Here is a 21180-nt window from a genome sequence, read left to right as displayed (position 1 = left end):
ATTATAGTATACTTTTGCGAGAAAAAATAGAGAAAAAAGTCACGTCTCTCAAATATTAGGAGTTTGATAGTAATAAGAGATGGAGAAACTGATGAGTGGGTGATAAACGTGAAATATAATAAAGAAGACCGAGAAAAATACAGTGATGCCATCGATCGAATGCAAGAAGGGCTCGACAGCATGATTGACTTATATAATGAAGCAGAAGATGATGAAGAACTTATTGAATATGAGGAAGAGGTCATCGCGGCTATTAAGGAAGCAAAAGAAACCTTCGGAAGCGACTTCATCGACCAAAAGATCAACACCATCGTCAAAGAAGTCCTCTCACTGATGCAGGGGGGACAGACCCCAGACAAAGACAAATAACCATTTTGTGCATTTGGAGCGCACACTATCTAGATATCAAAACGATAAAAGCACCTGATGGATTAGTAATCCATCAGGTGCTTGTTTATCTGCCTCTATACATCAGCTTAATATCCTTCAAATGCAATTACCAACCAAGTTTAAAAAATATACATAACGATCGGAAAGATGTGCCAACAGAACCACAGGGTTACAACGAAAAGAAGAGATACAGGTATAGAAACGGTGTACTTAACCCACGCAGGCATGTTTTTGTTTTGCTCCCAAAGCTTTCGTACTACGAGGATCAAGACAGGTGCTGAAAGGAGAAGAAAGAATAACTGTATCCAGAATACGTATGTAGGAGTGTCTGGTTGTATCGAAAGAAATCCTATTAAAAAGGTTACATCGATGACCCCATAGGCTGACCAGGTGATCTGTTTAAACCGTAATGTGTCTTCTCTGGTCAATAGATAAAAAGCTGTTAAACAAATAATAGTAAAAAGGAACATCATAAAACCTCCATTAAGCCGTTTTTATTAAACTATTAACTTCTTATGTATTTCATACCGAATCCCTTCTTAAATAACACTATACTTGCTTTTACCTCTATTTCAATAAAACAAATCAGAACTACAAAAATAATACTTGAAATTTAATTGTATTTAATAGAAGAATAGAGAAAATACAATTCTTGTAAATCTATGTCGCATAGTGGAACAATTACGATTGAAACCGGAACGTTTGATGAGGGTTATGTATTTGTAAAAGTAACAGACGAAGGAGCTGGAATCAGTGAAGAGCGACTTGCAAGATTAGGAGAACCCTTTTATTCAAATAAAGAAAAAGGAATTGGTTTAGGGTTGATGGTAAGCTTAAAAATAATCGAGAACCATCAGGGGAATATCACATTTGAAAGTATGCTGGACTTTGGCACTACCGTCACAGTTTTGCTGCCTACTAAACTATTACCATAAAAAAACCGCTCTTCAGCCGAGGCTAAGAGCGGTTTTTTTGCTTGCTAACTAGGTGTTTAAGTCTATTTTGAAATGGGTAAATAACGCATAGGAGCTTGGGAGGAATTACATTATTATCGCTGTAAATTTGCGGAAAATTGAGAAATATCACTTTTCATGCTACCATTGTCATGTAGGGGCAACCTATTAAACGGGATTTCAAGGAGGATAAGAATGAAAGATATCAAAAAGAAAATTAGTATTTTAGCAGTCATTTTTTCAATGATGGTACTGGCTGCATGCGGCAGCGGTGAATCAAGTGACGGTGGCCCAGAGTTGAAGAATGAAGGAGAATTTAATTTTATTGTATCGGGAGAGTTTCCTCCATTCAGTTCAGTTGATAAGAACGGTGAATTAACCGGATTTGATGTTGCAGTAGGTAAAGCAGTTGCTAAGGAACTAGGATTAAAGGCTGTTCCTGAAAAGTTCAAGTTTCATGGTGCTGTTTCTGCAATAAAGGCAGATCGTTTTGACGCAGCAGTGGCGAGTCATACAATCACTGACGAACGTAAAAAAGCAGTGAATTTCAGCGAGCCATATTATTATTCAGGTCCTGTCATTTTTACGAGACCGGACAGTGATATTAAGACGAAAGAAGATTTAAAAGGAAAAGAAGTTGCTGTTTCAAAAGGTTCTACCTATGAAAAATCTGCGCAGGATTTTACAAATCAGATTAAAAACTATGATAGTGATGCAACCGCATTACGTGCATTGAGTGAAGGAAAACATGATGCCGTAATTACGGATGCAGTTACGGGTAAACAAGCGATTGAAAAAGGATTTAAAATCGTAGAGAAAGAACAGTTAGGAACAAGTGAACAAGCGATTGCTGTTAAAAAAGAAGATAAAGAACTCTTAAAAGCTATTGATAAAGCGTTAAAGAAGCTCAAAGAAAATGGAGAGCTTAAAAAGCTTAGTGAGAAATACGTCGGTGCTGATATCACACAAAAGCCTGAATAACCTATGTGAGCCGTCCGCATGACAATAGTGCAGGACGGTTTTCTTTTAAAAGAGAATAGAGATAAGAAGGGGAGAAAACTGCATGTTTGATATAGCACATATTCTAGATGTTCTAATAGAAAGCTATCCTCTCTTCATGAAGGGGCTATGGATAACTTTAAAACTAACCGTTATTTCCATCCTGATTGGAACTGGAATCGGACTCATTTTTGCTCTATTTAAAATATCAGGAATCAAGGTACTCAATTGGATCGCGAACATTTATATCGCACTAATCCGCGGAACACCACTAATCGTACAGATCTTTATTTTTTATTTTGGTTTAGCTGAACTAGGAATTTCCGCATTCTGGTCGGCAGCTTTTGGTCTGGCTATGCATAATGGTGCTTATATAGCAGAGATATTCAGAGGATCAATCCAATCTGTAGACAAAGGACAGATGGAAGCCGGCCGTTCTTTAGGAATGCCGTATGGTTTAACAATGCGCAGAATCATTTTGCCGCAAGCCTTCAAACGTGCACTTCCTCCTCTTGGAAATCAATTCATCATCGGACTTAAAGATTCTTCCTTGGCTTCGTTTATCGCTCTATCTGAGCTATTCAGTATTGCGACTACACAAGGGTCGAGAACGTTTGATGAGATGACTTATTTAATCATTGTTGGTTTATATTATCTAGTCCTAGTCCTTCTTTTCACTCTTCTCGTTAATATGTTGGAAAAGAAACTTTCAGCTGGGGAATAGGAGGAGACAATATGAAAAGAGAAATGATTCGAATCGAGAACCTAAAAAAGAGCTTCGGTGACTTAGAAGTTTTAAAAGAAGTTAATCTACATGTTAATGAGAGTGATGTTGTCGTATTGATCGGTGCTAGTGGATCCGGGAAAAGTACGCTATTACGTTGTATTAACTTTTTGGAAATTAAGAACGGCGGTAAAATTGTGATCGAAGGAGAAGAAATTGATCCGAAAACACATAATTTAAATGAGGTACGCCAAAAAGTAGGAATGGTATTTCAACATTTCAACCTTTTTCCTCATAAAACCGTCCTTGAAAACGTAATGGAAGCGCCAATTATGGTGAAAAATGAAGATAAGAAAGAAGCTGAAAAAAATGCCAGAAACTTGCTTGGTAAAGTAGGTTTATCGGATAAAGCAGATGTCTATCCTGCTAAGCTGTCCGGGGGGCAGAAGCAGCGGGTAGCTATTGCTAGAGCACTTGCCATGAAACCCGACATCATGCTATTTGACGAACCAACATCAGCTCTAGACCCTGAACTAGTCGGTGAAGTATTAGCTACGATGAAAGAACTTGCTCAAGAAGGAATGACAATGGTTGTTGTGACTCATGAGATGGGCTTTGCCAAAGAAGTAGCGGATGAAGTGGTTTACATGCATGACGGTCAAATTTGGGAAAGAGGAATACCATCTGAACTGTTTAATCATCCAAAAGAGGAACGAACAAAAGACTTCTTAAGTTCCATTCTTTAATAGAAAAGGGTGCAGCATTGTGCTGCACCCTTTTCGTTTGCCAACCGAGTTTATAAGGAAGTATTCATCACTGGCTTCGTTTTTCTTTCTTGTATAAGCAGTACGGCACTTAGTACAAGCAAAATACCTGTAACCTGAATCAATGTCACGGATTCTTGATAAAGGAATAGTCCCATGATAGTTGCAACAACGGGTTCTACAGTCGAAACGATTGACGCTTTACTCGCTTCCACTTGATTTAACCCTTGTGTATAGAACCAATAAGCCAGAACCGTTGGAAATAACCCAAGTCCTGCTGTGTATAAGAGTGCATGTGAATGAAAAGCAACCGTTTCCGACGAAGTTATCCCGCTTATAGGAAATAATGCGATCATCGCAAACAAAAAGGTGTAAAAACTGATCGTTAAGGTTTTGTACGTCTTCGATGCCAGTTTCCCAAAAATACTATAGAGGGAATAACCGAATCCCGCTCCGAGTCCCGTTAGTAATCCTGTCCAAGAAAGCTCGGAAAAATTTCCTGAAAAAATACCGGAAACAAACATACAACCTAAAAAAGTAATGAACAACGCCGTTATCTTTTGCCATGTTAACCGTTCCTTAAAAACAAAAAGAGAGATCAACAAAACAAAAACTGGAGCTGTGTATAACAGGATTGCTGCGATGGCCAAAGAAGAATGTTGAATCGTTGTAAAGTAGCACCAGTTAAAAAAGGAAACACTCAGCACACCTGTACCGAAAAAATACCATATATCTTTTAATTGTAATTTTAAAAGTCCAGGGCGGTAAAAGATAATCCATAAAAAAAAGAAAATAAATGCACTGATGGCACGTAAAAAAACAATTTGTAAAGGGGTATATCCGATCTCAGCGAGCTCTTTAACGAAATATCCAATGATTCCCCATAAAGACGCCCCGATTGCCACAAATAGAAATGCAATTTTAGTTTGATATGACATCCTAATAAAACATCCTTTGAATGATAAAATAGTATCTATTTGAACTTTAACAAAAAACACCTTCACTGTATATGACAGTGAAGGTGCGTTCTGGTATGCTACTTATGAACTTTCTCAGAAATTTTTTCAGTTTCATTATCATCTTGAATGATATCTTCATCAATATCATCCTTGAAAGCAAAAGATAAGAGAAGTGATACTAGTATTCCGCCACCGATTAGGTTTCCAATGGTAGCTGGAACCAGATTGAGCAAGATGAACTCATACCAGCTGTACTCAAACCCTTCAAGGACCGAGATACTGAAGTAACCCATATTTGCTACAGCATGCTGAAAGTTTCCTGCTTCAAAAATGATGACCGGTAATAAAATGCCAAAGATTTTTCCTGTCACATCCCGAGCAGCGGTCGCGAGTACAGCCGCTATACCGATAAGCCAGTTTGCGAGTATTCCAGAGAAAAGAACCTGAAACCATCCCCACGTTCCCCGCTCTGTAAATTCCATCTTCTTTTCCATGAATTTAAGAAGTCCGTCGTAAAAGTCCTTATCAAGAGAGCCGGATAAATTCAGTAATAATCCCACAAAAAGTGCGCCCAAGAAATTTCCAATATAACAAATTCCCCAGAAACGCAAAACTTTTCTGCTGAGCCAATATTTGCTCTGTAAAATGTAACTTGGAAGCAGAACATTAATTTCCGTAAATAAGATGGAGCCAGATAAGAATATCATGGCGTACCCAATGGCAAATCCAACGCCAGATAACAAATTATAAGGTCCATGTGAATGAACCTCCATAGATAAAAGAACGGAACCAAGGGCTCCAAATGCAATGAATGCACCCGCCATAAAAGATAAAATAAATTGCGCTAAGTTCGTTATCTTTAAGGATTCTTTACCTTCTTCGATAAAATACTCAATAATTTGAGCAGGAAAAAAATACTGCCGATCGGGTACATCTGGTGTCTTCTTTTTGTTTATTCTCATTATTTTCCCTCATATTTCATCATACTTATTTTATTACTCTTCCCAAAACGAGAGGACCAGAAACTATTTTAAATCTAATCTAATGCTCATCCATGATTTATGGTAGAATAGAGAGGAAGGGAAGTGCTCACTTGAAAGGATCAGGGAACATTTTTAATCAAGGGGATACAGTAACCGTTTTAAAAACAGGTGAATCCTTAACGATCTCGAAATTTCAATATGTAAAACATATGAAGAAATATTGCTACAAAGTTAGTGAACATCCTAGTACTTTTTTCTTTGAAGAAGAATTCAAAACGGATAAAAAGAAACGTTGAACTTAGTTGAACTTATATGATTCGATATATAGAAAAGAGGAGTCCGCTTTAGTATGCGGACTCCTCTTTTTCTTGCAATAAAATCGTTATCTGGATGCTGTATGCCCAGCAGCTGCCGATGCATGAGGTCTAAATCCAACATATAAAGATGAAAAAGCAATTGCGAAATGCAGAATGTTGGTTGCGACCATAAACATGATTCCTGCAAATTCGTGTGTGAATAAACCTATTATAGCTACTAAAAGGTAAACAACACCAAAGATTCTGGCATAGAGGATGCTTTTTGCTTCACTCGTACTCATAACTAGAGCCATAATACCAGAAACAAGGTGGATCACATTATGGATCGGTGTCAGATGAAATAATCCTTCCATAGGAAATACGAAACCAATAACACCTAAAATAAGAAATACGATACCTAAAACTTTTACAAACTTATTTGCCATCTTAATTCCTCCTACTTTCAAATAGCATTATAAACATTTATTTCCACAAAGGTACCCTTTGTAAACCTAATGTATAATATTTGTTAAATGAATTTTTGAGAATGCAAACCTTATTATTCCAATGCGAACCTTATATTTTCATTTTTGTATGAATATTACCAATTATTCATGAGTATGGGCTTAGATTAAGTAAACAAATTGAAACATTAATGACGACTAAACTCATGCGCAGAATTTTCCTCTCCTCGATATAATTTTAATATATTCAAATAATTATAGATTTTGTAAGGAGATGAAGATTTGAAAAAGAGACTAAGTCTATTTATGGCTGTAATGTTAGCTGGAATAATAGTTATAAGCGATAAAGCCCAAGCGGAAAGCTATGTCAATCCGAACCAAACGTATACATATGAAACCATGACGAGTGACATTAAAACTCTTGCACAAAAATATCCAGGCTTGGTTCAATACCGTTCCATTGGTAAAACACCATATGGAAGAGACATATGGGCAGTAAAGCTTGGCAGAGGGGATGCAACTGTCCTGTATAACGCTTCACACCATGCTCGGGAATGGCTCACCACGAATATTGTGATGGAGATGATCGATCAGTACAGTGAGAAGTATGAATTAAATGGAACGATGGACGGATACAATGTTTCACATGTTTTGAACAACACTTCCATATGGTTCGTTCCGATGACGAATCCAGATGGCGTCACTCTTCAACAAAAAGGATTGTCAGCCTTCCCGTCTTCAGCACATGCCAACTTGATAAAAATGAACGGTGGAAGCAAAAACTTCAAACGCTGGAAATCAAATGCGCAAGGCATCGATTTAAATCGTCAGTATCCAGCGCGATGGGAAGAAATCGAAAATAATGCAAAAGCTCCATATTACAAAGACTATAAAGGCAAAACTCCACTTCAGACGAATGAAACAAAAGCGATCACGGCTCTTACAACTCTAGTCGATCCTGAAATTACAACCTCTTATCATACTGCAGGAAGAATTTTATATTATCATTTTAACTATGGCACCAATACATACGAAGGGGATAAAACATTAGGGACAACACTTTCGGGAATGACAGGATACCGATTAATTCCACCTGACACGAATTTATCGAGTGGAGGCGGATATAAAGATTGGTTCATTCAAACATACAACCGCCCTGGTTTTACATTCGAACTTGCTCCATATCCTGGTGAAACGAATCCACCGCTCTCAGTTTTTTCAGAAGAATGGAACCGTAATAAAAAAGCAGGTCTTTATATGGCGATCGAAGGGGATAAGAGATGGGAAAAGCGAATCACTTCACTTTCGAAAACCATTACGCTAACACAAAAAGTACCGCTTCATGACCGCCCAAACAATAATCATAAAATGGCCGCCGCGAGTCTGTATCCAGGAACATATAAAGTGAATGCTTCCTTCGGGAACTTTTATCGCATACAAACCATACTTGGGCCTAAGTGGATTTTAAAATAAAAACAAGCTAAAACAAGCAGCTGATGGCTGCTTGTTTTTTGTGGATGAAGAGATCAAGTAGTGGTTATAAGTGCGAGAAACTTTTCGATGTGTGTGATGTGCATAGAACCATTCAAACGGTGCATAGAAGTCAAGTTTATATGCATAGAAAAGCGTTCTGTGCATAGCGCTTTATTTTAAGTGCATAGACTTATCCTTTTTGTGCATAGAAGTCGAACATTTATCCATAGACCTTATCAGAACAGTGCATAGAATTTTCTTTCATACTACCCAAAGGCTAAATGCGTACAACTTGGCATCAGCCAAGTTTCATTATAGGTAAGAATTCCCGCTTTTTTAGAGAAAAACGGAGCAAAAAATCTTGGCCAGTTCTACAAAACATGAATAATCTCAAGGAAGTAGAGAAATCTAATATGGTAAAAATATGAAGGAGGTTATTTGTTCATGCAGCAACAGAATCAAAATCAGAATCAGATGCAAAATCAGCAGCAACAGCCTGTATATCAAAACCCGCCGCAGGTGATCACAGGAAAAGATCTTAATTATGTAAGGGATATGCTTTCATGGAATCTGCTTGGAATGAAAAAAGCCCATTTTATGGCATCTCAATGTCAAGATCCTGAAGTGAAAATGACATTAGAAAAAGTATGCCGTATGCATGAAAGTCACTATCAAAAAATCATTGGACATATCTCCCCTCAACAGTCAGCTATGAATCAGACTCAATCTAATTTACAAAGCTAGAAAGGAGCTAAAAAGAATGAATCAGCCTAATAAAATTCAAAATCCTGAGTCTCCGGTTCCCAAAACGCCAGAAATGAATGACCGGGATTTTATAAATGATGTATTGTCTTATGAAAAGTATATGACAGATTCGTATTCAGTCGCTTTGAATGAAGCGAGCCATGAAGCTCTCTATCAGGATCTGCTTGCGGTTTTTAATGAAACGCAAAATATGCAAAGAGAACTTTACAATATGATGTTCAAAAAGGGTTGGTATGCACTTGAAGCAGCGGATGCACAAAAAATGCAACAAACCTATCAGCAATTTACAAATTATATGAATCAGTTTCCGCATCAAGGCCCAACTCAATAATATAATGAACCGGTAGGATGATCTTAGGAGATCGTCCTTTTTTTATACTTTTTGCCTACATGAGTTGTCCTTTAAGATACTACTTTCTGTTTAGGATTAACTAGTAAAGAATAAGTGTTTTTTTCAATGGACTAGCTTTCTAATCATTATTTGAATATTATGATAATTAAATGAATGGTGACTCATTCATTTTTATGTCTTACATCCACTTGGAGGGGATTCTAAATGAATATATTGAAGTTGCTTTCCGCAGAGTTCAGTAAAATTGCTGCCAATAAAGCTATTCTTTTTTCCGTGATCGCAGCTTTACTGGTGCCAGTTGTTTATGGCGGAATTCTTTTATCGGCAACTTGGGGACCGTATGACAACCTTTCTAACTTGCCTGTTGCAGTAGTTAATAATGATAGAGGGGCTTTATCAGGTGATCAGCCGATCAATGTGGGCAGTGATCTAGTAGCGAACATGAAAGAAGGAAAAGACCTTGGCTGGAAATTCGTTGATTCAGCGGAAGCCATGAAAGGGATTCAAAGGAACGATTACTATATGGCCGTTATCATCCCTGAGGATTTTTCTAAAAGAGTCACAACCGTAACGGGTTCAAATCCCAAAAAGCTTGAATTAGAGTATATCCAGAATGAAGGGCTAAATTTCTTGGCTTCGAAAGTAACGGAAACGGCTGCGCAAAAAATGCGTGAAAAACTGGCAGATACGATCACTGAAAGCTATGCTGCGAATATATTAGGTGAAGTCTCGGATGGATTCGGAGAGGCTGCAGATGGTTCATCACAGCTCGCTGCCGGAACCGATCAGCTACATAAAGGAACGAATGAGCTCTTAAACTCTGTAACCTCCAAACAATCAGATATTACAAAACTTGCAAATGGAACAAAGGATTTAAAAAGTGGAACAGAACTATTATTAAATACGCTTAATGAAAAATCTGGTGATATAAACAAATTAGCAGATGGTTCAAAACAGCTGCACGAAGGGACGATCAGTCTAAAGGATGGATCATCACAAATCCTTGCCGGCCTTCAAAAAGCGGAAAGCGGCAGTGAAGAACTTAAGAATGGTGTGGCGGAACGACTAGTTCCCGGAAGCAGAAAGGTCGCAGACGGGACAGGCAGGCTTAAGAATGGTTCTGCGGAACTTGCAGCTGGTGCACAAAAGTTAGTGGCAGGACTTGAAGAATATAAGAAAGCTAATCCAACTGTAAATATCGGACCCTATTATCAGCAAATTATTGATGGAGCAAAAAAGATATCAAGCGGATTAGATAATCTTTCCACAAAATCAGTCGCTTTGAATGAAGGGGCAGAATCGGTAGCGGATGGTATAGCTAACAAGGTCGCACCAGGTACCGTAGCCCTGAATGATGGACTTAATCAGCTAGTGGCAGGGCAGACAAAACTTAATCAAGGAGCAGGAAAGCTTGAATCTGGAGCGGCTCAGATTGCAGATGGAAATGCAAAGGTAGATAAAGGATGGAATGAATTAATAGCGGGAGTCACAAGATTAGATGATGGAGCAGGTAAAATATCAGATGGAAATGCGAAGGTGGATGAGGGATGGAAGAAGCTGTCCCAAGGTGCGACTAAGCTCAATGATGGAGCTGGAAAAATTAACGATGGAAGTGAGAAACTCTCATCTGGTCTTAAATCAGGTGCGGATAAAACAGGAGGGATGAATGACAAAGATAATATCAATATGCTTGCCTCTCCTGTGAAGTTAAAGAGCAAAACGGTAAATGGATATGAACACTATCGAGACTCTACGGCGCCTTATGTAATGACACTTGCGTTATTTGTAGGAATCTTGATCATGTCTCTGTTTATTGATTTTAAAAGACCGCCGTTTATCTCAAGTTTTAAATGGTTTACAGTAAAGTTTCTACATCTAGCATCCCTTTCTGTTGTTCAGGCAACCTTGCTTTTAATCGTAGTCTTACTTTTAAAAGTCAATGTAACTAATTTTGGTGGATTGATTTTCATGACACTTATTGCTAGTTTAACTTTCTCTGCCATCGTTCTATTCTTAACAGCGTTAGGCGGAAACTTAGGACGGTTTATCGCATTAGGATTTGTCATCATGCAGCTTTCCATAACAGGAGCAAACCTTCCGATCGAGATGCTTCCAGAAAATTATAGAAGTCTTAGTCAATTCCTGCCATTTACTTATTCAATCGCAGGTTTCAAATCGGTCATTTCGTTAAACGATTTTGGAGCTGCTGTATCCAACATGAGTATCTTATTAACATTCCTCATCGTTTCTGCTCTGCTATCATTTGTGGTGTTTATCTTCAAAAGAGACAGAGCACAAAGTCAGGATACAGGTGTAACAGCATAGAAAACAAAAAGGAAGCCAGACCAACAAATTGTTAGGTCTGGCTTCTTTTTTGAAAGGATTATGCACTGATTGAATGATTAGTATCTATTTTAGGTTCGGGAACAAAGAACAAAATCGTAATGCCGATGATAAACAGAACAACAAGGCTGAATACAGCACTCGCTGAGTTCCCGGTAACTTGTGCTGTAACGGCAACCAGTAAAGGTCCCATAATAGAAGCGAACTTACCGAAAATGTTATAGAAACCAAAAAACTCATTTGCGTTTTTCTTCGGTACCAACTTAGCAAAGTAAGCACGGCTTAATGCTTGGATGCCTCCTTGTGAAGTGGCTACAAGCATCGCTAAGATCCAAAAGTCGAGTGTCGTTTTTAAAAAATAAGCATAGATACATACGATGATATAAACGCCGATCCCTACATACAGCATCGTTTTTCCGGTAAATCTTTCTGCTAATCTACCATACAGAATAGCAAACGGGGCGGCGACAACTTGTGTCACAAACAGGATAATCAACAGGTTCGTCGAAGTGATGCCTAAATCTGAACCATAAGCTGTAGACATGGTAATGATGGTACCTACACCATCAATATAAAAGAAATAAGCGAGTAAGAATAAGAACAGTGCACGGTATTTTCGGACTTCTTTTAACGTATTTCCAAGACGTTTAAAACTGTTTAAAATCGGTTTAGGCTCCCGTTCGATACCGTATCGCTGATATACATTTTTCAGCATGGGGATGGTAAAGACACCCCACCATATGGCAGTAATAAGAAACGCTATCTTACTAGCAACCGTGGTCGAAAACGGCAACACTTCATTTTGAGCTAAAATGATGATCGCAATGCTGATAATAAAAGGAATCGTACTTCCGATATAGCCAAGACCAAAACCTCTTGACGATACTCTGTTCATTCTGTCTTCCGTCGTTACATCTGTAATAAATGCATCATAGAAGACGTTTGCTCCGCTAGATCCTATAGCTGTCAGTGTATAAAAAATTAATAATAAGAGCCATTGATCACTTGGTATGAATGCTAGCGCAGCTGTAGAGACCAATCCTAGAATAAAAAAGAATGTAAAAAATCGTTTTTTTAGTCCCTTATAATCCGCTATCGTACCTAGTATTGGACTAAGCATGGCCAGAATAAAAGTGGCAACAGCAATCGTATAACCGAGATAGGCTGTGGAATCGGAAGCACTAATTCCGGCTTTCATGGCTGCAGCCTTATAAAATAAAGGGAATACGGCTGTCGTAATAATGATGGAGTATGCAGAATTCGCCCAATCATAGAACATCCAGCTATTCTCTTCTTTCGTAAACCGTTCCATTAGGTTGATCCTCTCTATAACGATTTTTTACTTTTCCATTATAAGTTCTTCAATGACAGAACCGTCTGTACTACCTAAATCAAGTCCAAGAAGTCTAGCGAAAGTGGGTCCTTCATCAACAAGATGCATGGATGGAACGACAACATTTGGGCGAATGCCTCTACCTGCTGCCATAATAACCGTTGTGTAATTTTCTTTTTCAGGTGAATACCCATGTGATGCTAATGTATAGCGTTTTGCTCTTACATCTCTGTCGGTAATAGAATCGATAAACTCTCCCTCTATCTGTTCCTTGATGTAAAAGCCGTATCTAGCCTCTACCATAAAAGCACAATTCTCATCTGCTCCCATAGCTGCTGCTTCCTCCTTATTGATGACTTTTTCGATACCGCTAGATTCGTCTCCTACTAGATTCTTCAAAAGCTCTTCGACTACCTCCCTTGTAAGATGATCTGTTGGGTCATTTAAGTAAATATATGCGGATCCATCACAACTCTTGCAATAGGCTTTCCAGTTTTTCACCTTTCCACGTTTATCAACATCTATCAACCCTTTTTCTTTAAACAACACATTGAGTTTTACCGCTTTGGATTCATCAAGGGCACTATGATCGCCTAAAGCCACGACGGTCGCACTTTCATAGATCCCGCTGTCTTTGAGTGCTTGGATAATTCGTCCCAAACGAACGTCATGTCTTTTGATAGCAGCCATTGCTTCTTCCGATGAAAAACCATGGTAATGACGCTGTGAATCCAAATCTACAAAATGAACGAGAAGCAATCCAGGTTTTTTCGTGATAATCGTATGAACCGTGGATTCCAGAACGAAATCATCGAGTTCAGGTTGATTAAGTCCGTTTCGAAGATGACCAAACCGTTTGTTCATCTCTAATTGATAGCGGAAACTTCCATTTGAAAGAGAAACAGGGATCTGATGGTGCCAAGAACGGTTAGCAAATATTTCAGGCATATTGTAATCGATGTTAGCCCTTGCTGTTACCGGCCATAATAAGGCAGCTGTCTTCATACCGGCTATTTTTGCTTCATCATACAAAGTGGTACCTTTTATATGTTTTCGATGCCAATACCAGTCTGGAGATAATCTGCCAGGCTGAAGAAAGGTATTATTAACGATTCCATGACGCTTTGGGTAATTTCCCGTCACAATGGTAGCGTGGCATGGATAAGTAACAGAAGGATAGATGGTTTGAACTTGATTACAGTAGGAACCTCTGTGTAAAAGTTCTTTAAAATTTGGAAGTTCCTGAAGTAGAGGAAAATCCAGTGAAGATAAGCAATCAAAAGAGATGACGATTAAATGATCAGTGAGACGCGACATAATGACCTCCAGCTTAAAAAGAATCTACTCTTATGGTAAATAATAGCATACTAGAATGAAGCGAATAGAAAAGGAAAACAATCTTTTATAAATCTAGCGTTCTGCTTTCCAATCCATGGAAATTATGTTATGAATAAAATATCTAATAGAAGTTGGTGATAAAATGCTTTAGTGGTGGCTAGGTGTAGTACTTATGTTTTTTATAGCAGTGGGTGTAATTAGTTATGTATCTGTTATGGACTATGCTTCTGAAAAAGCAATGAGCCAGATTTTTAAAGAGTTATCTACCAATGAAGATGAGATTAATAAACTTCTTGAAGACCCTGAGATTAGAAAACACATAGAAACGGGAGAAAAGAATTCCAAAAACCTTCCATTTACCTCAAGAAAGGAAGCGGTACAGCTTATCTCTGAAAAATATTCGGTAACTGAATTGGCTAGAACAAGAGAACAAGTTAGCGCGAGCCTAACTGAAGAAGAGAAAGAAGTTGTCTATGAAAAACTACTAGAAAAATTCACAGAAAAAGAATTGCTTGCTTTTAAAGTTGTTGCTCTTAAAGAAATTAACAAAAAAAAGGCCCTCTAGATGGGGCCGCTTCTTATAGATTAAAAAGAAAGATATATTTTTCCGTTCTTATTTGAAATATGGTAGCTTTGGAATTCACCAAGTTCAATAGTTGTTTCCTTACCAGTCTCTACCACGTCTTTAATCTGATCTTTAATTTCAGGATGCATGTCATAAAGGATAGCTGCATGCTCAACAGGAACAGATCTTATACCTGTGCTGAACATGATCAACATCTCACCAGTTGTATTTGAAAACATGGCAAATGAGTCACTATATTCAATCGCATATAAAGCGGCATTATGCTTTTTGGCTATTTGAACTAAATGCGTTATATTTTCTTCTTTAGAATCTGTGATATTTATATATGTAGAACCACCAATCACCCTAGTTTCAGGATTAATCGATGCAGTTTCTTTTTCTGCTTGCTTGATTTCCTCTTTCTCCACTTTCGCTGGTTTTGAACGGATCACTTTTTCATTCCCAGGAACCGTTTCGCTACGTTTTGTTTGTGGATCAGTGTCTTTTTCTACTGGTACAACTAAATTTTCATTTGAACGATCTGGGAGCTTTATTTCATTATTTTCTTTCACGGAAACATTTGAAGCTACTTTGGGTTTGCTTTCATCATTCATTTTTTCTACGGGTACGACCGAGTTAGTCTCTTTCATACCAACATCCGACGTAGCTTTTGCTGTGCTTCCAAAGTCATTATAAGTCCATACACCCGCTGTTACTAGTACTGAAAGAGTAATCATTCCTATACGCGTTCTTTTCTTCATTTTTAATTCCTCCCTTAAATGCTTGTTCACTTATTAGACGACGTCCTCCTTACATAGGTTTCAATTATTACAAATATATTTCAAAAATGTTACATAAATAGATAACAAGAGGGATATCGTGGCCTTAAAAGAAATCTAAAAATTATGACATTTTACGATAAAAAAATCAGAAGGAGGAAAATGGAGGCGCTGTAAAATGAAAGCGTTAACATTGTTTGGGGTCCTATGGAAAACTTGTACGCAAATTAAAACAAAGGAGGAGATGGGGTTGTTAGGGATGGAAGACGGAATCATTACGTTTGTTTGGATCGCAACTGTAGTTTCTGCTGTAGGGTGTGCTATTTTTGGAGCAGTAATGTGGAATAAAGGGGGTGAGCCAAAATGAATTTTGCGATCTTAGTTCCAGTATTGATCGTTTACATGGGAATCATGTCCTGGCTCGCTTACTATGGTTACAAAAAAACGGTAACAGAATCTGACTATTTAGTGGGTGGACGAAACATTCATCCTTCGATTATGGCGCTTTCTTATGGAGCAACCTTTATCAGTACCTCCGCAATTGTTGGGTTTGGAGGAGTTGCAGCTGCACATGGATTCAGCTTACTATGGCTAGCCTTTTTAAATATTGTTTTAGGAATTTTTGTAGCCTTCGCTATTTTCGGAACGAGAATTAGAAAGCTTTCGTTGGAACTAAATGCAACCACGTTTCCTACACTTTTAGGTAAAAGATATAACTCAAAATTTATTACCGTATTTGCAGGAATTATGATCTTTGTTTTGATGCCCGCTTATACGAGTATTGTCTTGATTGGTGGAGGAAGGTTTCTGCAAGAATCGATGTCCATGAACTTTAACCTTGCGCTCATTATTTTAGCAGCAATCATCGCTATATATGTCGTCACAGGAGGCATCAAAGCAGTTATGTACACGGATGCTTTTGGTGCTGTTATCATGCTCATTGGTATGGCTATCTTCTTGTTCGTAACCTATAAAGCGGTGGGTGGTATCATTGACGGACATAGCGGATTAAGTGCAATGAAAGATCTTGTACCTCAAGCTCTTGTTGATCAAGGTCATCGAGGGTGGACAAGTATGCCGGAATTTGGTTCACCACTTTGGTGGACGATTGTCAGTACGATCATAATGGGGGTAGGTGTTGGAGTTCTAGCACAGCCACAGTTGGCGATGAGATGTATGACGGTAAAGGATGACCGTGCCTTATACCGATCTGTTCTTGTTGGAGGTATTTTTATCTTCTTCATGACGGGTGCAGCATTTGTCATTGGCCCTTTGAGCAACCTTTATTTTTACAATGGTTCAGGAGAAATATCATTAAGTGTAGCAAAAGGTAACGTTGATTTAATCATTCCCATTTTTATTAATCAGCTTATGCCGGAGTGGTTCATCTATTTATTTACGTTAACTCTTCTTTCAGCAACAATCTCAACAATCAGTTCATTAATCCACGTGCAAGCTACTGCTTTTGGACAGGACATCTTGAAGACACTGGGTGTGAACAAATTTTTGAAGATGAATCCTTCAAGAATCGGTGTATTAATAGGAGTAATTGCAGCTGTCATTCTGGCCTATCTTCTTCCAGCAGGAATTATTGCGCAAGCGACCGCGTTTTGGTTTGGAATCTGTGCTGCTGGCTTTTTACCCATATTGATCGGGGCCCTTTACTGGAAAAGATCCACAAAGAAAGCCGCTATAGCTAGTATGATCACAGGTTTTACTGTTAGTATTATCGGATTTTTATTTTTCCATCTAAAAGAAGCATCGGCTATCGGCCTTTCGCAGGCTATCTTTGGTAAAGCTACACTTTTACCGTTCCCTTGGACCCATGTTGACCCATTATTTTATGCTCTGCCTCTTTCAACATTTGTATTCATTGCTGTGACACTAATGGATAAGAGTGCAAACGTAAATAAACAGCAGCCTGAAAAGGCAAAGATAATTCCAGCAGTTTCTGAATAAAAAATACGTTATAAAATTTTCCATAAGTATAACCTTCTTATTTTGTAGCAAAATAGAACAGAATAAGGAGGTATTTTTCATTGGAAAAAGCTAAAGGCATCTTAATCAAATTTATTGTTTCATTAATCGCGTTTTCTGTTGGGTTAGATTTGTTTTTTGACGCCACAATCAGTGATATTCTATCATTTGCTGTAGCCGCTACGGCTATTTCTTATATCTTAGCAGACCGGATTCTTTTACCACGGTTTGGTAAAAAGAATACCCTAATGGCGGAATTTATTTTAATCTATATGATTGTATGGATTTTTGGTTCTATCCTTTTAGATGGGTATCTTCAAATTGCGTGGGGAAGCTTAATTTCTGCCGGTATTATTACAGCTGGCGAAGTTTTCGTTCATCAATACTTACTCAAACATATGCCAGAACGAAAAAAAGGAAAACATCAGCATAGAAGATTTCGACAACCACGTTTAAGGTATGCAACTGAATTTGCTGAAGAAAAAGACCCGAGAGATCATAAGAAAAAATAAAACGTTTGATTAGACAGCTTGTACAAAAAGATACCATGAGAAACTCATGGTATCTTTTATTTATCTTCTGTTAGTTAGATAAGCAGGTGGAGCCACTCTTCTTAACCAAGGGCCATTAGTTCCTGAAGTTAATGTTCTGCCTCCTACTAAACCTTGTCCTTCTCCCGCGATCGTGTCCGTTACACTATTAATATGAATCGTAATCGGTGTGATAATTGTACTTTGCTGGATAAGCGAATTGGTAATATCTACGGTTGTGAGATTGTGGTTTCCATTTAGAATATCTTGAGCGATTGATGTATTACCTGCAACAATTGGTTGTTGGATTTTCATAAAAAAATAACCCTTTCTACCCAAATTATGAAGCATAGAGCTTCATTTAATATAGTATGTATTACAACATTTTTCGGAAGAGTCAATAGACTATCAATTTATAAAATTTGTTTGATAGAGACTTTGTTAAGAATGGAAACTTTTTGTGTAATATTGTGCCATCCTTTTAAAAAATGATTTGCTATCATTTTAAGGAAGTACACACAAAAGAAAAAACCCTTGAATCCTCAAGGGTTTTCGACTGTTATGCATGGTGGAGACTAGCGGGATCGAACCGCTGACCTTTTGGCTGCCAGAGGAAATCATGTATAAAAATTGAGTTAAATAAGATTATTTAAAATTAAATAAGTCTTATTTTTATAAGTATTGTTGAATGTTCGCGGACAATCTAGGTCAATCTAATTCAATGAAATTAATTAAGACTGTGCACTAATTCGTGCACTCCTTTGTCCTTCTTTTTGGTATTTTTAATTTACTTAAGTTAACCGCCTTAAGGAATTTTTTGCCACCAAGAGTGAGTATGATTGTATTTACTATGTCCGATTATTGGAGAACAATTTCTTATATATGCTTTGCAATATCTAAGAGTACTGCTCATTTTACCTAAAGTAGAATCAGAGGCACAGAGCCACCAGTCAATAATTGCTTTATAGCAATCTGATGTAATGAAGTCTTGATATCTATAACCGTTGTCATCTAAGCAATAAGGCCATCCTCCACCTGAAATCTTTCCATCTTGTGAAATCATTTGAATGATCAATATAAATTTGAGATTTATTTAGGAATTTTAACAGCTGCTTCAATTTCTATTTTCTTTGCTATCGGATGATTGCTTTTTCCTAATTCCTGAAAAGCTAATAATAAGTTATCAAAATCACTTTTTTGTACTTTTGTTTAATTTTATTCAAATCATCTTCACTAATTCCGAAGTCCTTCGCTTCAGAGTTTAAAATTTCATCTGCTGAATAAAATTTTTCACCTTTTGAATCGGGCCAGATTGTGGAATAAGACTTTTAATAAGAAAATGGATATTTATGTTATCATAAATAGAAAAAAGTGTAAAAAAGAAAAGTTTCGGGAAGCAGGGAAAGTATATGAAAAGGATACTTATAATAGATGATGAAGGCGACCTTCGTAAACTACTAACGGACTATTTTGAAATTAACGGATATTTTGTAATAACTGCGAAGAACGGGAAAGAGGCGTTGCTGCAAATTGAAAAGCAACCTGATCTCGTCTTGTTGGATATCAATATGCCAGAAATAAATGGTCTTGAATTATGCAGAAAAATTCGGGGCTTTGTGTCCTGCCCGATTTTATTTCTAACAGCACGTATAGAGGAAACCGACAAAATATCAGGGTTTAAAGCTGGAGGGGATGACTATATCCTAAAACCGTTCAGTATCCATGAACTTGGTGCAAGAGTAGAAGCTCATTTAAAGAGGGAAATGAGAATTCTAAATAGATCTGAAATAAAGTTTAGGGGTGACTTGGTTATTGATTATTCGGAACGCACCCTTCGTTACCGTGAAGTGGAAATTACTTTAACAAAAAAGGAATTCGATATCGTAGAGCTGTTGTCTTCCCATCCCGGGATGGTTTTCGATAAAGAACATATATATGAAAAAATTTGGGGATTGGATAATGACGGGGACAGCACTGTGATTGCTGAACATATCCGGAGAATTCGTTTCAAAATGAAAAAGTATGACTGTGAAAACAGAATAGAGACTGCTTGGGGAGTAGGTTACAAATGGAGAAAATGATAGGTTGGCTGAGACTAAAGAATATGACCTTACTACAGTCTTTTATTTTCTTATGCAGCTTTATGCTACTCATGGTTCTCTCGGTCATCGTGTTAGAATTTAAATGGGCGGAAAGCATAAGACAACAGTATCCAGATCATCCTTTGGTAAACAAATGGGCATTGCCTTCACTTGTTGCCATCGTAATGATAACTGTTGCCGTTAGTATTCTATTAATGGCCAGCCTCTTTTATAGATGGAAGTTGAAAAAACCACTTGAAATACTGATGAAAGCTTCTAATAAAATTTCTGCGAACGAATTAGATTTTCATATATATTATGATGGCAAGGATGAGTTTGGCGAACTATGCCTAGTATTTGAAAAAATGCGCAGTCAGTTGGAAAAGAATTTTAAGACGCTTTGGCGATCAGTTGAGGAACGTAAACAAGTGAATGCGATTTTTGCCCATGATCTGAGGACACCACTATCTGTACTGAAGGGATATTCCGAGTTATTAACTACTTATTTGCCCCGTAATAACATATCCGAAGAAAAACTTTTAGATATGATTCAAACGATGAAAGTCCACATTATTCGTCTTGAAAGCTACACGGAGGCTATGAATTCGATTCAGAAGCTAGAAGACATGCCGGTTCAAAGACAAGCGATAGCCTTGGAAGAGATTACTTCCTTGCTGAATGATAGCGCGCAACAAATAATGAGACAATGTGACAAGAGGTTCGTCTCTACTATTAATGCAGATTCGAATAATATACGCGTCGATTTAAATTTGGTTATGCAGGTTTTTGAAAATGTAATCGCTAATGGAGCACGTTATGCTACTAGCCAAGTCCGAATTGATTACAGCGTCTCCAAAGATTTTTTTTCCATAACAATCATGGATGACGGAGCTGGTTTTTCTGAAACAGATCTACAAAAGGCTGTTCTTCCCTTTTATCGGGGAGAGGTATGGGATACAAATGGTCATCATGGGTTGGGACTTTATATTTGCAAAATACTATGCGAAAAGCATGATGGAAGCTTGCATGTGGAAAACGGCTCTCATGGTGGCGCGAAAATAACAGCAAGTTTCTTTACGAAGTTGATAAAAAGTTGAGAATTATCAATTAGC

23 protein-coding genes and 1 pseudogene are annotated in these 21180 nt (G+C 37.7%); 16 read left to right on the top strand and 8 right to left on the bottom strand.

Annotated features, from left to right (window positions below):
- Positions 1–63: 63 nt before the first annotated feature.
- Positions 64–369, top strand: coding sequence for a hypothetical protein (locus M3206_RS09970; RefSeq protein WP_251312374.1), 306 nt, complete (start codon positions 64–66; stop codon positions 367–369).
- Between the two features lie 140 nt (positions 370–509).
- Here the strand turns inward: M3206_RS09970 and M3206_RS09965 are convergent, their stop codons facing one another.
- Positions 510–860 (bottom strand): hypothetical protein, encoded by a 351-nt coding sequence (locus M3206_RS09965; protein WP_251312373.1) that lies wholly within the window; start codon positions 858–860, stop codon positions 510–512.
- 189 nt (positions 861–1049) lie between these two features.
- Here M3206_RS09965 and M3206_RS18990 point away from each other — a divergent pair.
- The 4 genes and pseudogenes from M3206_RS18990 to M3206_RS09945 form a co-directional block, all read left to right on the top strand.
- Positions 1050–1325: pseudogene (locus M3206_RS18990) on the top strand (ATP-binding protein); the annotation flags it as partial.
- A 213-nt stretch (positions 1326–1538) separates the two neighbouring features.
- A complete protein-coding gene (locus M3206_RS09955; protein WP_251312372.1) occupies positions 1539–2324 on the top strand; it encodes a transporter substrate-binding domain-containing protein in 786 nt (261 codons plus the stop codon).
- Between the two features lie 82 nt (positions 2325–2406).
- Positions 2407–3066: an amino acid ABC transporter permease gene (locus M3206_RS09950; RefSeq protein WP_251312371.1), complete on the top strand. Its 660-nt coding sequence runs from the start codon at positions 2407–2409 to the stop codon at positions 3064–3066.
- Positions 3067–3077: 11 nt separating this feature from the next.
- Positions 3078–3812 (top strand): amino acid ABC transporter ATP-binding protein, encoded by a 735-nt coding sequence (locus M3206_RS09945; RefSeq protein ID WP_285876886.1) that lies wholly within the window; start codon positions 3078–3080, stop codon positions 3810–3812.
- Between the two features lie 50 nt (positions 3813–3862).
- Here M3206_RS09945 and M3206_RS09940 read toward each other — a convergent pair whose 3' ends face one another.
- Both M3206_RS09940 and M3206_RS09935 read right to left on the bottom strand, forming a co-directional pair.
- On the bottom strand, positions 3863–4768 hold the full coding sequence (locus M3206_RS09940; protein WP_251312370.1) for a DMT family transporter: 906 nt from the start codon (positions 4766–4768) through the stop codon (positions 3863–3865).
- A gap of 98 nt (positions 4769–4866) precedes the next feature.
- A complete protein-coding gene (locus M3206_RS09935; RefSeq protein ID WP_251312369.1) occupies positions 4867–5751 on the bottom strand; it encodes a formate/nitrite transporter family protein in 885 nt (294 codons plus the stop codon).
- Between the two features lie 131 nt (positions 5752–5882).
- On the opposite strand from M3206_RS09935, the gene M3206_RS09930 reads away from it, so the two are divergent.
- Entirely contained in the window at positions 5883–6068 is a 186-nt protein-coding gene (locus M3206_RS09930) for a hypothetical protein (RefSeq protein ID WP_251312368.1), read from the top strand.
- A gap of 86 nt (positions 6069–6154) precedes the next feature.
- On the opposite strand, the gene M3206_RS09925 is transcribed toward M3206_RS09930, so the two are convergent.
- Entirely contained in the window at positions 6155–6514 is a 360-nt protein-coding gene (locus M3206_RS09925) for a DUF4383 domain-containing protein (protein WP_251312367.1), read from the bottom strand.
- Between the two features lie 300 nt (positions 6515–6814).
- Between M3206_RS09925 and M3206_RS09920 the strand changes: the two genes are divergently transcribed.
- From M3206_RS09920 to M3206_RS09905, 4 genes are all read left to right on the top strand, one after another.
- Positions 6815–8005, top strand: a complete 1191-nt coding sequence (locus tag M3206_RS09920; RefSeq protein ID WP_251312366.1) for a M14 family metallopeptidase — start codon at positions 6815–6817, stop codon at positions 8003–8005.
- Positions 8006–8449: 444 nt separating this feature from the next.
- Complete coding sequence (locus M3206_RS09915; protein ID WP_251312365.1) at positions 8450–8749, top strand: hypothetical protein; 300 nt, start codon at positions 8450–8452, stop codon at positions 8747–8749.
- Positions 8750–8765: 16 nt separating this feature from the next.
- Complete coding sequence (locus M3206_RS09910) at positions 8766–9101, top strand: spore coat protein (RefSeq protein ID WP_251312364.1); 336 nt, start codon at positions 8766–8768, stop codon at positions 9099–9101.
- A 225-nt stretch (positions 9102–9326) separates the two neighbouring features.
- Positions 9327–11447, top strand: a complete 2121-nt coding sequence (locus tag M3206_RS09905) for a YhgE/Pip domain-containing protein (protein WP_251312363.1) — start codon at positions 9327–9329, stop codon at positions 11445–11447.
- A 58-nt stretch (positions 11448–11505) separates the two neighbouring features.
- Here the strand turns inward: M3206_RS09905 and M3206_RS09900 are convergent, their stop codons facing one another.
- Both M3206_RS09900 and M3206_RS09895 read right to left on the bottom strand, forming a co-directional pair.
- Positions 11506–12777: an MFS transporter gene (locus M3206_RS09900; RefSeq protein WP_251312362.1), complete on the bottom strand. Its 1272-nt coding sequence runs from the start codon at positions 12775–12777 to the stop codon at positions 11506–11508.
- Between the two features lie 27 nt (positions 12778–12804).
- Positions 12805–14115 carry an ectonucleotide pyrophosphatase/phosphodiesterase gene (locus M3206_RS09895; protein WP_251312361.1) on the bottom strand — a complete coding sequence of 437 codons (1311 nt, stop codon included), beginning with the start codon at positions 14113–14115 and terminating at the stop codon, positions 12805–12807.
- Between the two features lie 193 nt (positions 14116–14308).
- Here M3206_RS09895 and M3206_RS09890 point away from each other — a divergent pair, with 193 nt between their 5' ends.
- Positions 14309–14701: a hypothetical protein gene (locus M3206_RS09890; RefSeq protein WP_251312360.1), complete on the top strand. Its 393-nt coding sequence runs from the start codon at positions 14309–14311 to the stop codon at positions 14699–14701.
- Between the two features lie 20 nt (positions 14702–14721).
- Here the strand turns inward: M3206_RS09890 and M3206_RS09885 are convergent, their stop codons facing one another.
- Positions 14722–15462: a hypothetical protein gene (locus M3206_RS09885; RefSeq protein ID WP_251312359.1), complete on the bottom strand. Its 741-nt coding sequence runs from the start codon at positions 15460–15462 to the stop codon at positions 14722–14724.
- Positions 15463–15658: 196 nt separating this feature from the next.
- Here M3206_RS09885 and M3206_RS09880 point away from each other — a divergent pair, with 196 nt between their 5' ends.
- The 3 genes from M3206_RS09880 (at position 15659) to M3206_RS09870 (ending at position 17969) form a co-directional block, all read left to right on the top strand.
- Positions 15659–15847: a hypothetical protein gene (locus M3206_RS09880; protein WP_251312358.1), complete on the top strand. Its 189-nt coding sequence runs from the start codon at positions 15659–15661 to the stop codon at positions 15845–15847.
- Positions 15844–17439: a sodium:solute symporter family protein gene (locus M3206_RS09875; RefSeq protein ID WP_251312357.1), complete on the top strand. Its 1596-nt coding sequence runs from the start codon at positions 15844–15846 to the stop codon at positions 17437–17439. The genes M3206_RS09880 and M3206_RS09875 overlap by 4 nt, the downstream gene beginning before the upstream one ends.
- An 80-nt stretch (positions 17440–17519) precedes the next feature.
- Positions 17520–17969 (top strand): YndM family protein, encoded by a 450-nt coding sequence (locus M3206_RS09870; protein WP_251312356.1) that lies wholly within the window; start codon positions 17520–17522, stop codon positions 17967–17969.
- Between the two features lie 60 nt (positions 17970–18029).
- Here the strand turns inward: M3206_RS09870 and M3206_RS09865 are convergent, their stop codons facing one another.
- Positions 18030–18302, bottom strand: a complete 273-nt coding sequence (locus M3206_RS09865) for a hypothetical protein (RefSeq protein WP_251312355.1) — start codon at positions 18300–18302, stop codon at positions 18030–18032.
- Between the two features lie 1094 nt (positions 18303–19396).
- On the opposite strand from M3206_RS09865, the gene M3206_RS09860 reads away from it, so the two are divergent.
- Both M3206_RS09860 and M3206_RS09855 read left to right on the top strand, forming a co-directional pair.
- Positions 19397–20068 carry a response regulator transcription factor gene (locus M3206_RS09860; RefSeq protein ID WP_251312354.1) on the top strand — a complete coding sequence of 224 codons (672 nt, stop codon included), beginning with the start codon at positions 19397–19399 and terminating at the stop codon, positions 20066–20068.
- Entirely contained in the window at positions 20056–21165 is a 1110-nt protein-coding gene (locus tag M3206_RS09855; RefSeq protein ID WP_251312353.1) for a HAMP domain-containing sensor histidine kinase, read from the top strand. Before M3206_RS09860 ends, M3206_RS09855 begins: the two co-directional genes overlap by 13 nt.
- Positions 21166–21180 lie beyond the last annotated feature (15 nt).

Source organism: Fictibacillus phosphorivorans, from assembly GCF_023715845.1.
GTDB classification, from domain to species: domain Bacteria; phylum Bacillota; class Bacilli; order Bacillales; family Fictibacillaceae; genus Fictibacillus; species Fictibacillus phosphorivorans_D.
The sequence above is the reverse complement of the archived record's forward strand: the minus strand, read 5'-3'. Positions and strand labels throughout refer to the sequence as shown.

What these genes read in the sequence shown, in the direction of transcription:
- M3206_RS09965 (WP_251312373.1), bottom strand. Translation starts at nt 860, where the DNA reads ATGTTCCTTTTTACTATTATTTGTTTAACAGCTTTTTATCTATTGACC.
- M3206_RS09875 (WP_251312357.1), top strand. Translation starts at nt 15,844, where the DNA reads ATGAATTTTGCGATCTTAGTTCCAGTATTGATCGTTTACATGGGAATC.
- M3206_RS09890 (WP_251312360.1), top strand. Translation starts at nt 14,309, where the DNA reads ATGTTTTTTATAGCAGTGGGTGTAATTAGTTATGTATCTGTTATGGAC.
- M3206_RS09955 (WP_251312372.1), top strand. Translation starts at nt 1,539, where the DNA reads ATGAAAGATATCAAAAAGAAAATTAGTATTTTAGCAGTCATTTTTTCA.
- M3206_RS09910 (WP_251312364.1), top strand. Translation starts at nt 8,766, where the DNA reads ATGAATCAGCCTAATAAAATTCAAAATCCTGAGTCTCCGGTTCCCAAA.
- M3206_RS09950 (WP_251312371.1), top strand. Translation starts at nt 2,407, where the DNA reads ATGTTTGATATAGCACATATTCTAGATGTTCTAATAGAAAGCTATCCT.
- M3206_RS09860 (WP_251312354.1), top strand. Translation starts at nt 19,397, where the DNA reads ATGAAAAGGATACTTATAATAGATGATGAAGGCGACCTTCGTAAACTA.
- M3206_RS09900 (WP_251312362.1), bottom strand. Translation starts at nt 12,777, where the DNA reads ATGGAACGGTTTACGAAAGAAGAGAATAGCTGGATGTTCTATGATTGG.
- M3206_RS09895 (WP_251312361.1), bottom strand. Translation starts at nt 14,115, where the DNA reads ATGTCGCGTCTCACTGATCATTTAATCGTCATCTCTTTTGATTGCTTA.
- M3206_RS09925 (WP_251312367.1), bottom strand. Translation starts at nt 6,514, where the DNA reads ATGGCAAATAAGTTTGTAAAAGTTTTAGGTATCGTATTTCTTATTTTA.
- M3206_RS09935 (WP_251312369.1), bottom strand. Translation starts at nt 5,751, where the DNA reads ATGAGAATAAACAAAAAGAAGACACCAGATGTACCCGATCGGCAGTAT.
- M3206_RS09905 (WP_251312363.1), top strand. Translation starts at nt 9,327, where the DNA reads ATGAATATATTGAAGTTGCTTTCCGCAGAGTTCAGTAAAATTGCTGCC.
- M3206_RS09945 (WP_285876886.1), top strand. Translation starts at nt 3,078, where the DNA reads ATGAAAAGAGAAATGATTCGAATCGAGAACCTAAAAAAGAGCTTCGGT.
- M3206_RS09885 (WP_251312359.1), bottom strand. Translation starts at nt 15,462, where the DNA reads ATGAAGAAAAGAACGCGTATAGGAATGATTACTCTTTCAGTACTAGTA.
- M3206_RS09915 (WP_251312365.1), top strand. Translation starts at nt 8,450, where the DNA reads ATGCAGCAACAGAATCAAAATCAGAATCAGATGCAAAATCAGCAGCAA.
- M3206_RS09940 (WP_251312370.1), bottom strand. Translation starts at nt 4,768, where the DNA reads ATGTCATATCAAACTAAAATTGCATTTCTATTTGTGGCAATCGGGGCG.
- M3206_RS09880 (WP_251312358.1), top strand. Translation starts at nt 15,659, where the DNA reads ATGAAAGCGTTAACATTGTTTGGGGTCCTATGGAAAACTTGTACGCAA.
- M3206_RS09865 (WP_251312355.1), bottom strand. Translation starts at nt 18,302, where the DNA reads ATGAAAATCCAACAACCAATTGTTGCAGGTAATACATCAATCGCTCAA.
- M3206_RS09855 (WP_251312353.1), top strand. Translation starts at nt 20,056, where the DNA reads ATGGAGAAAATGATAGGTTGGCTGAGACTAAAGAATATGACCTTACTA.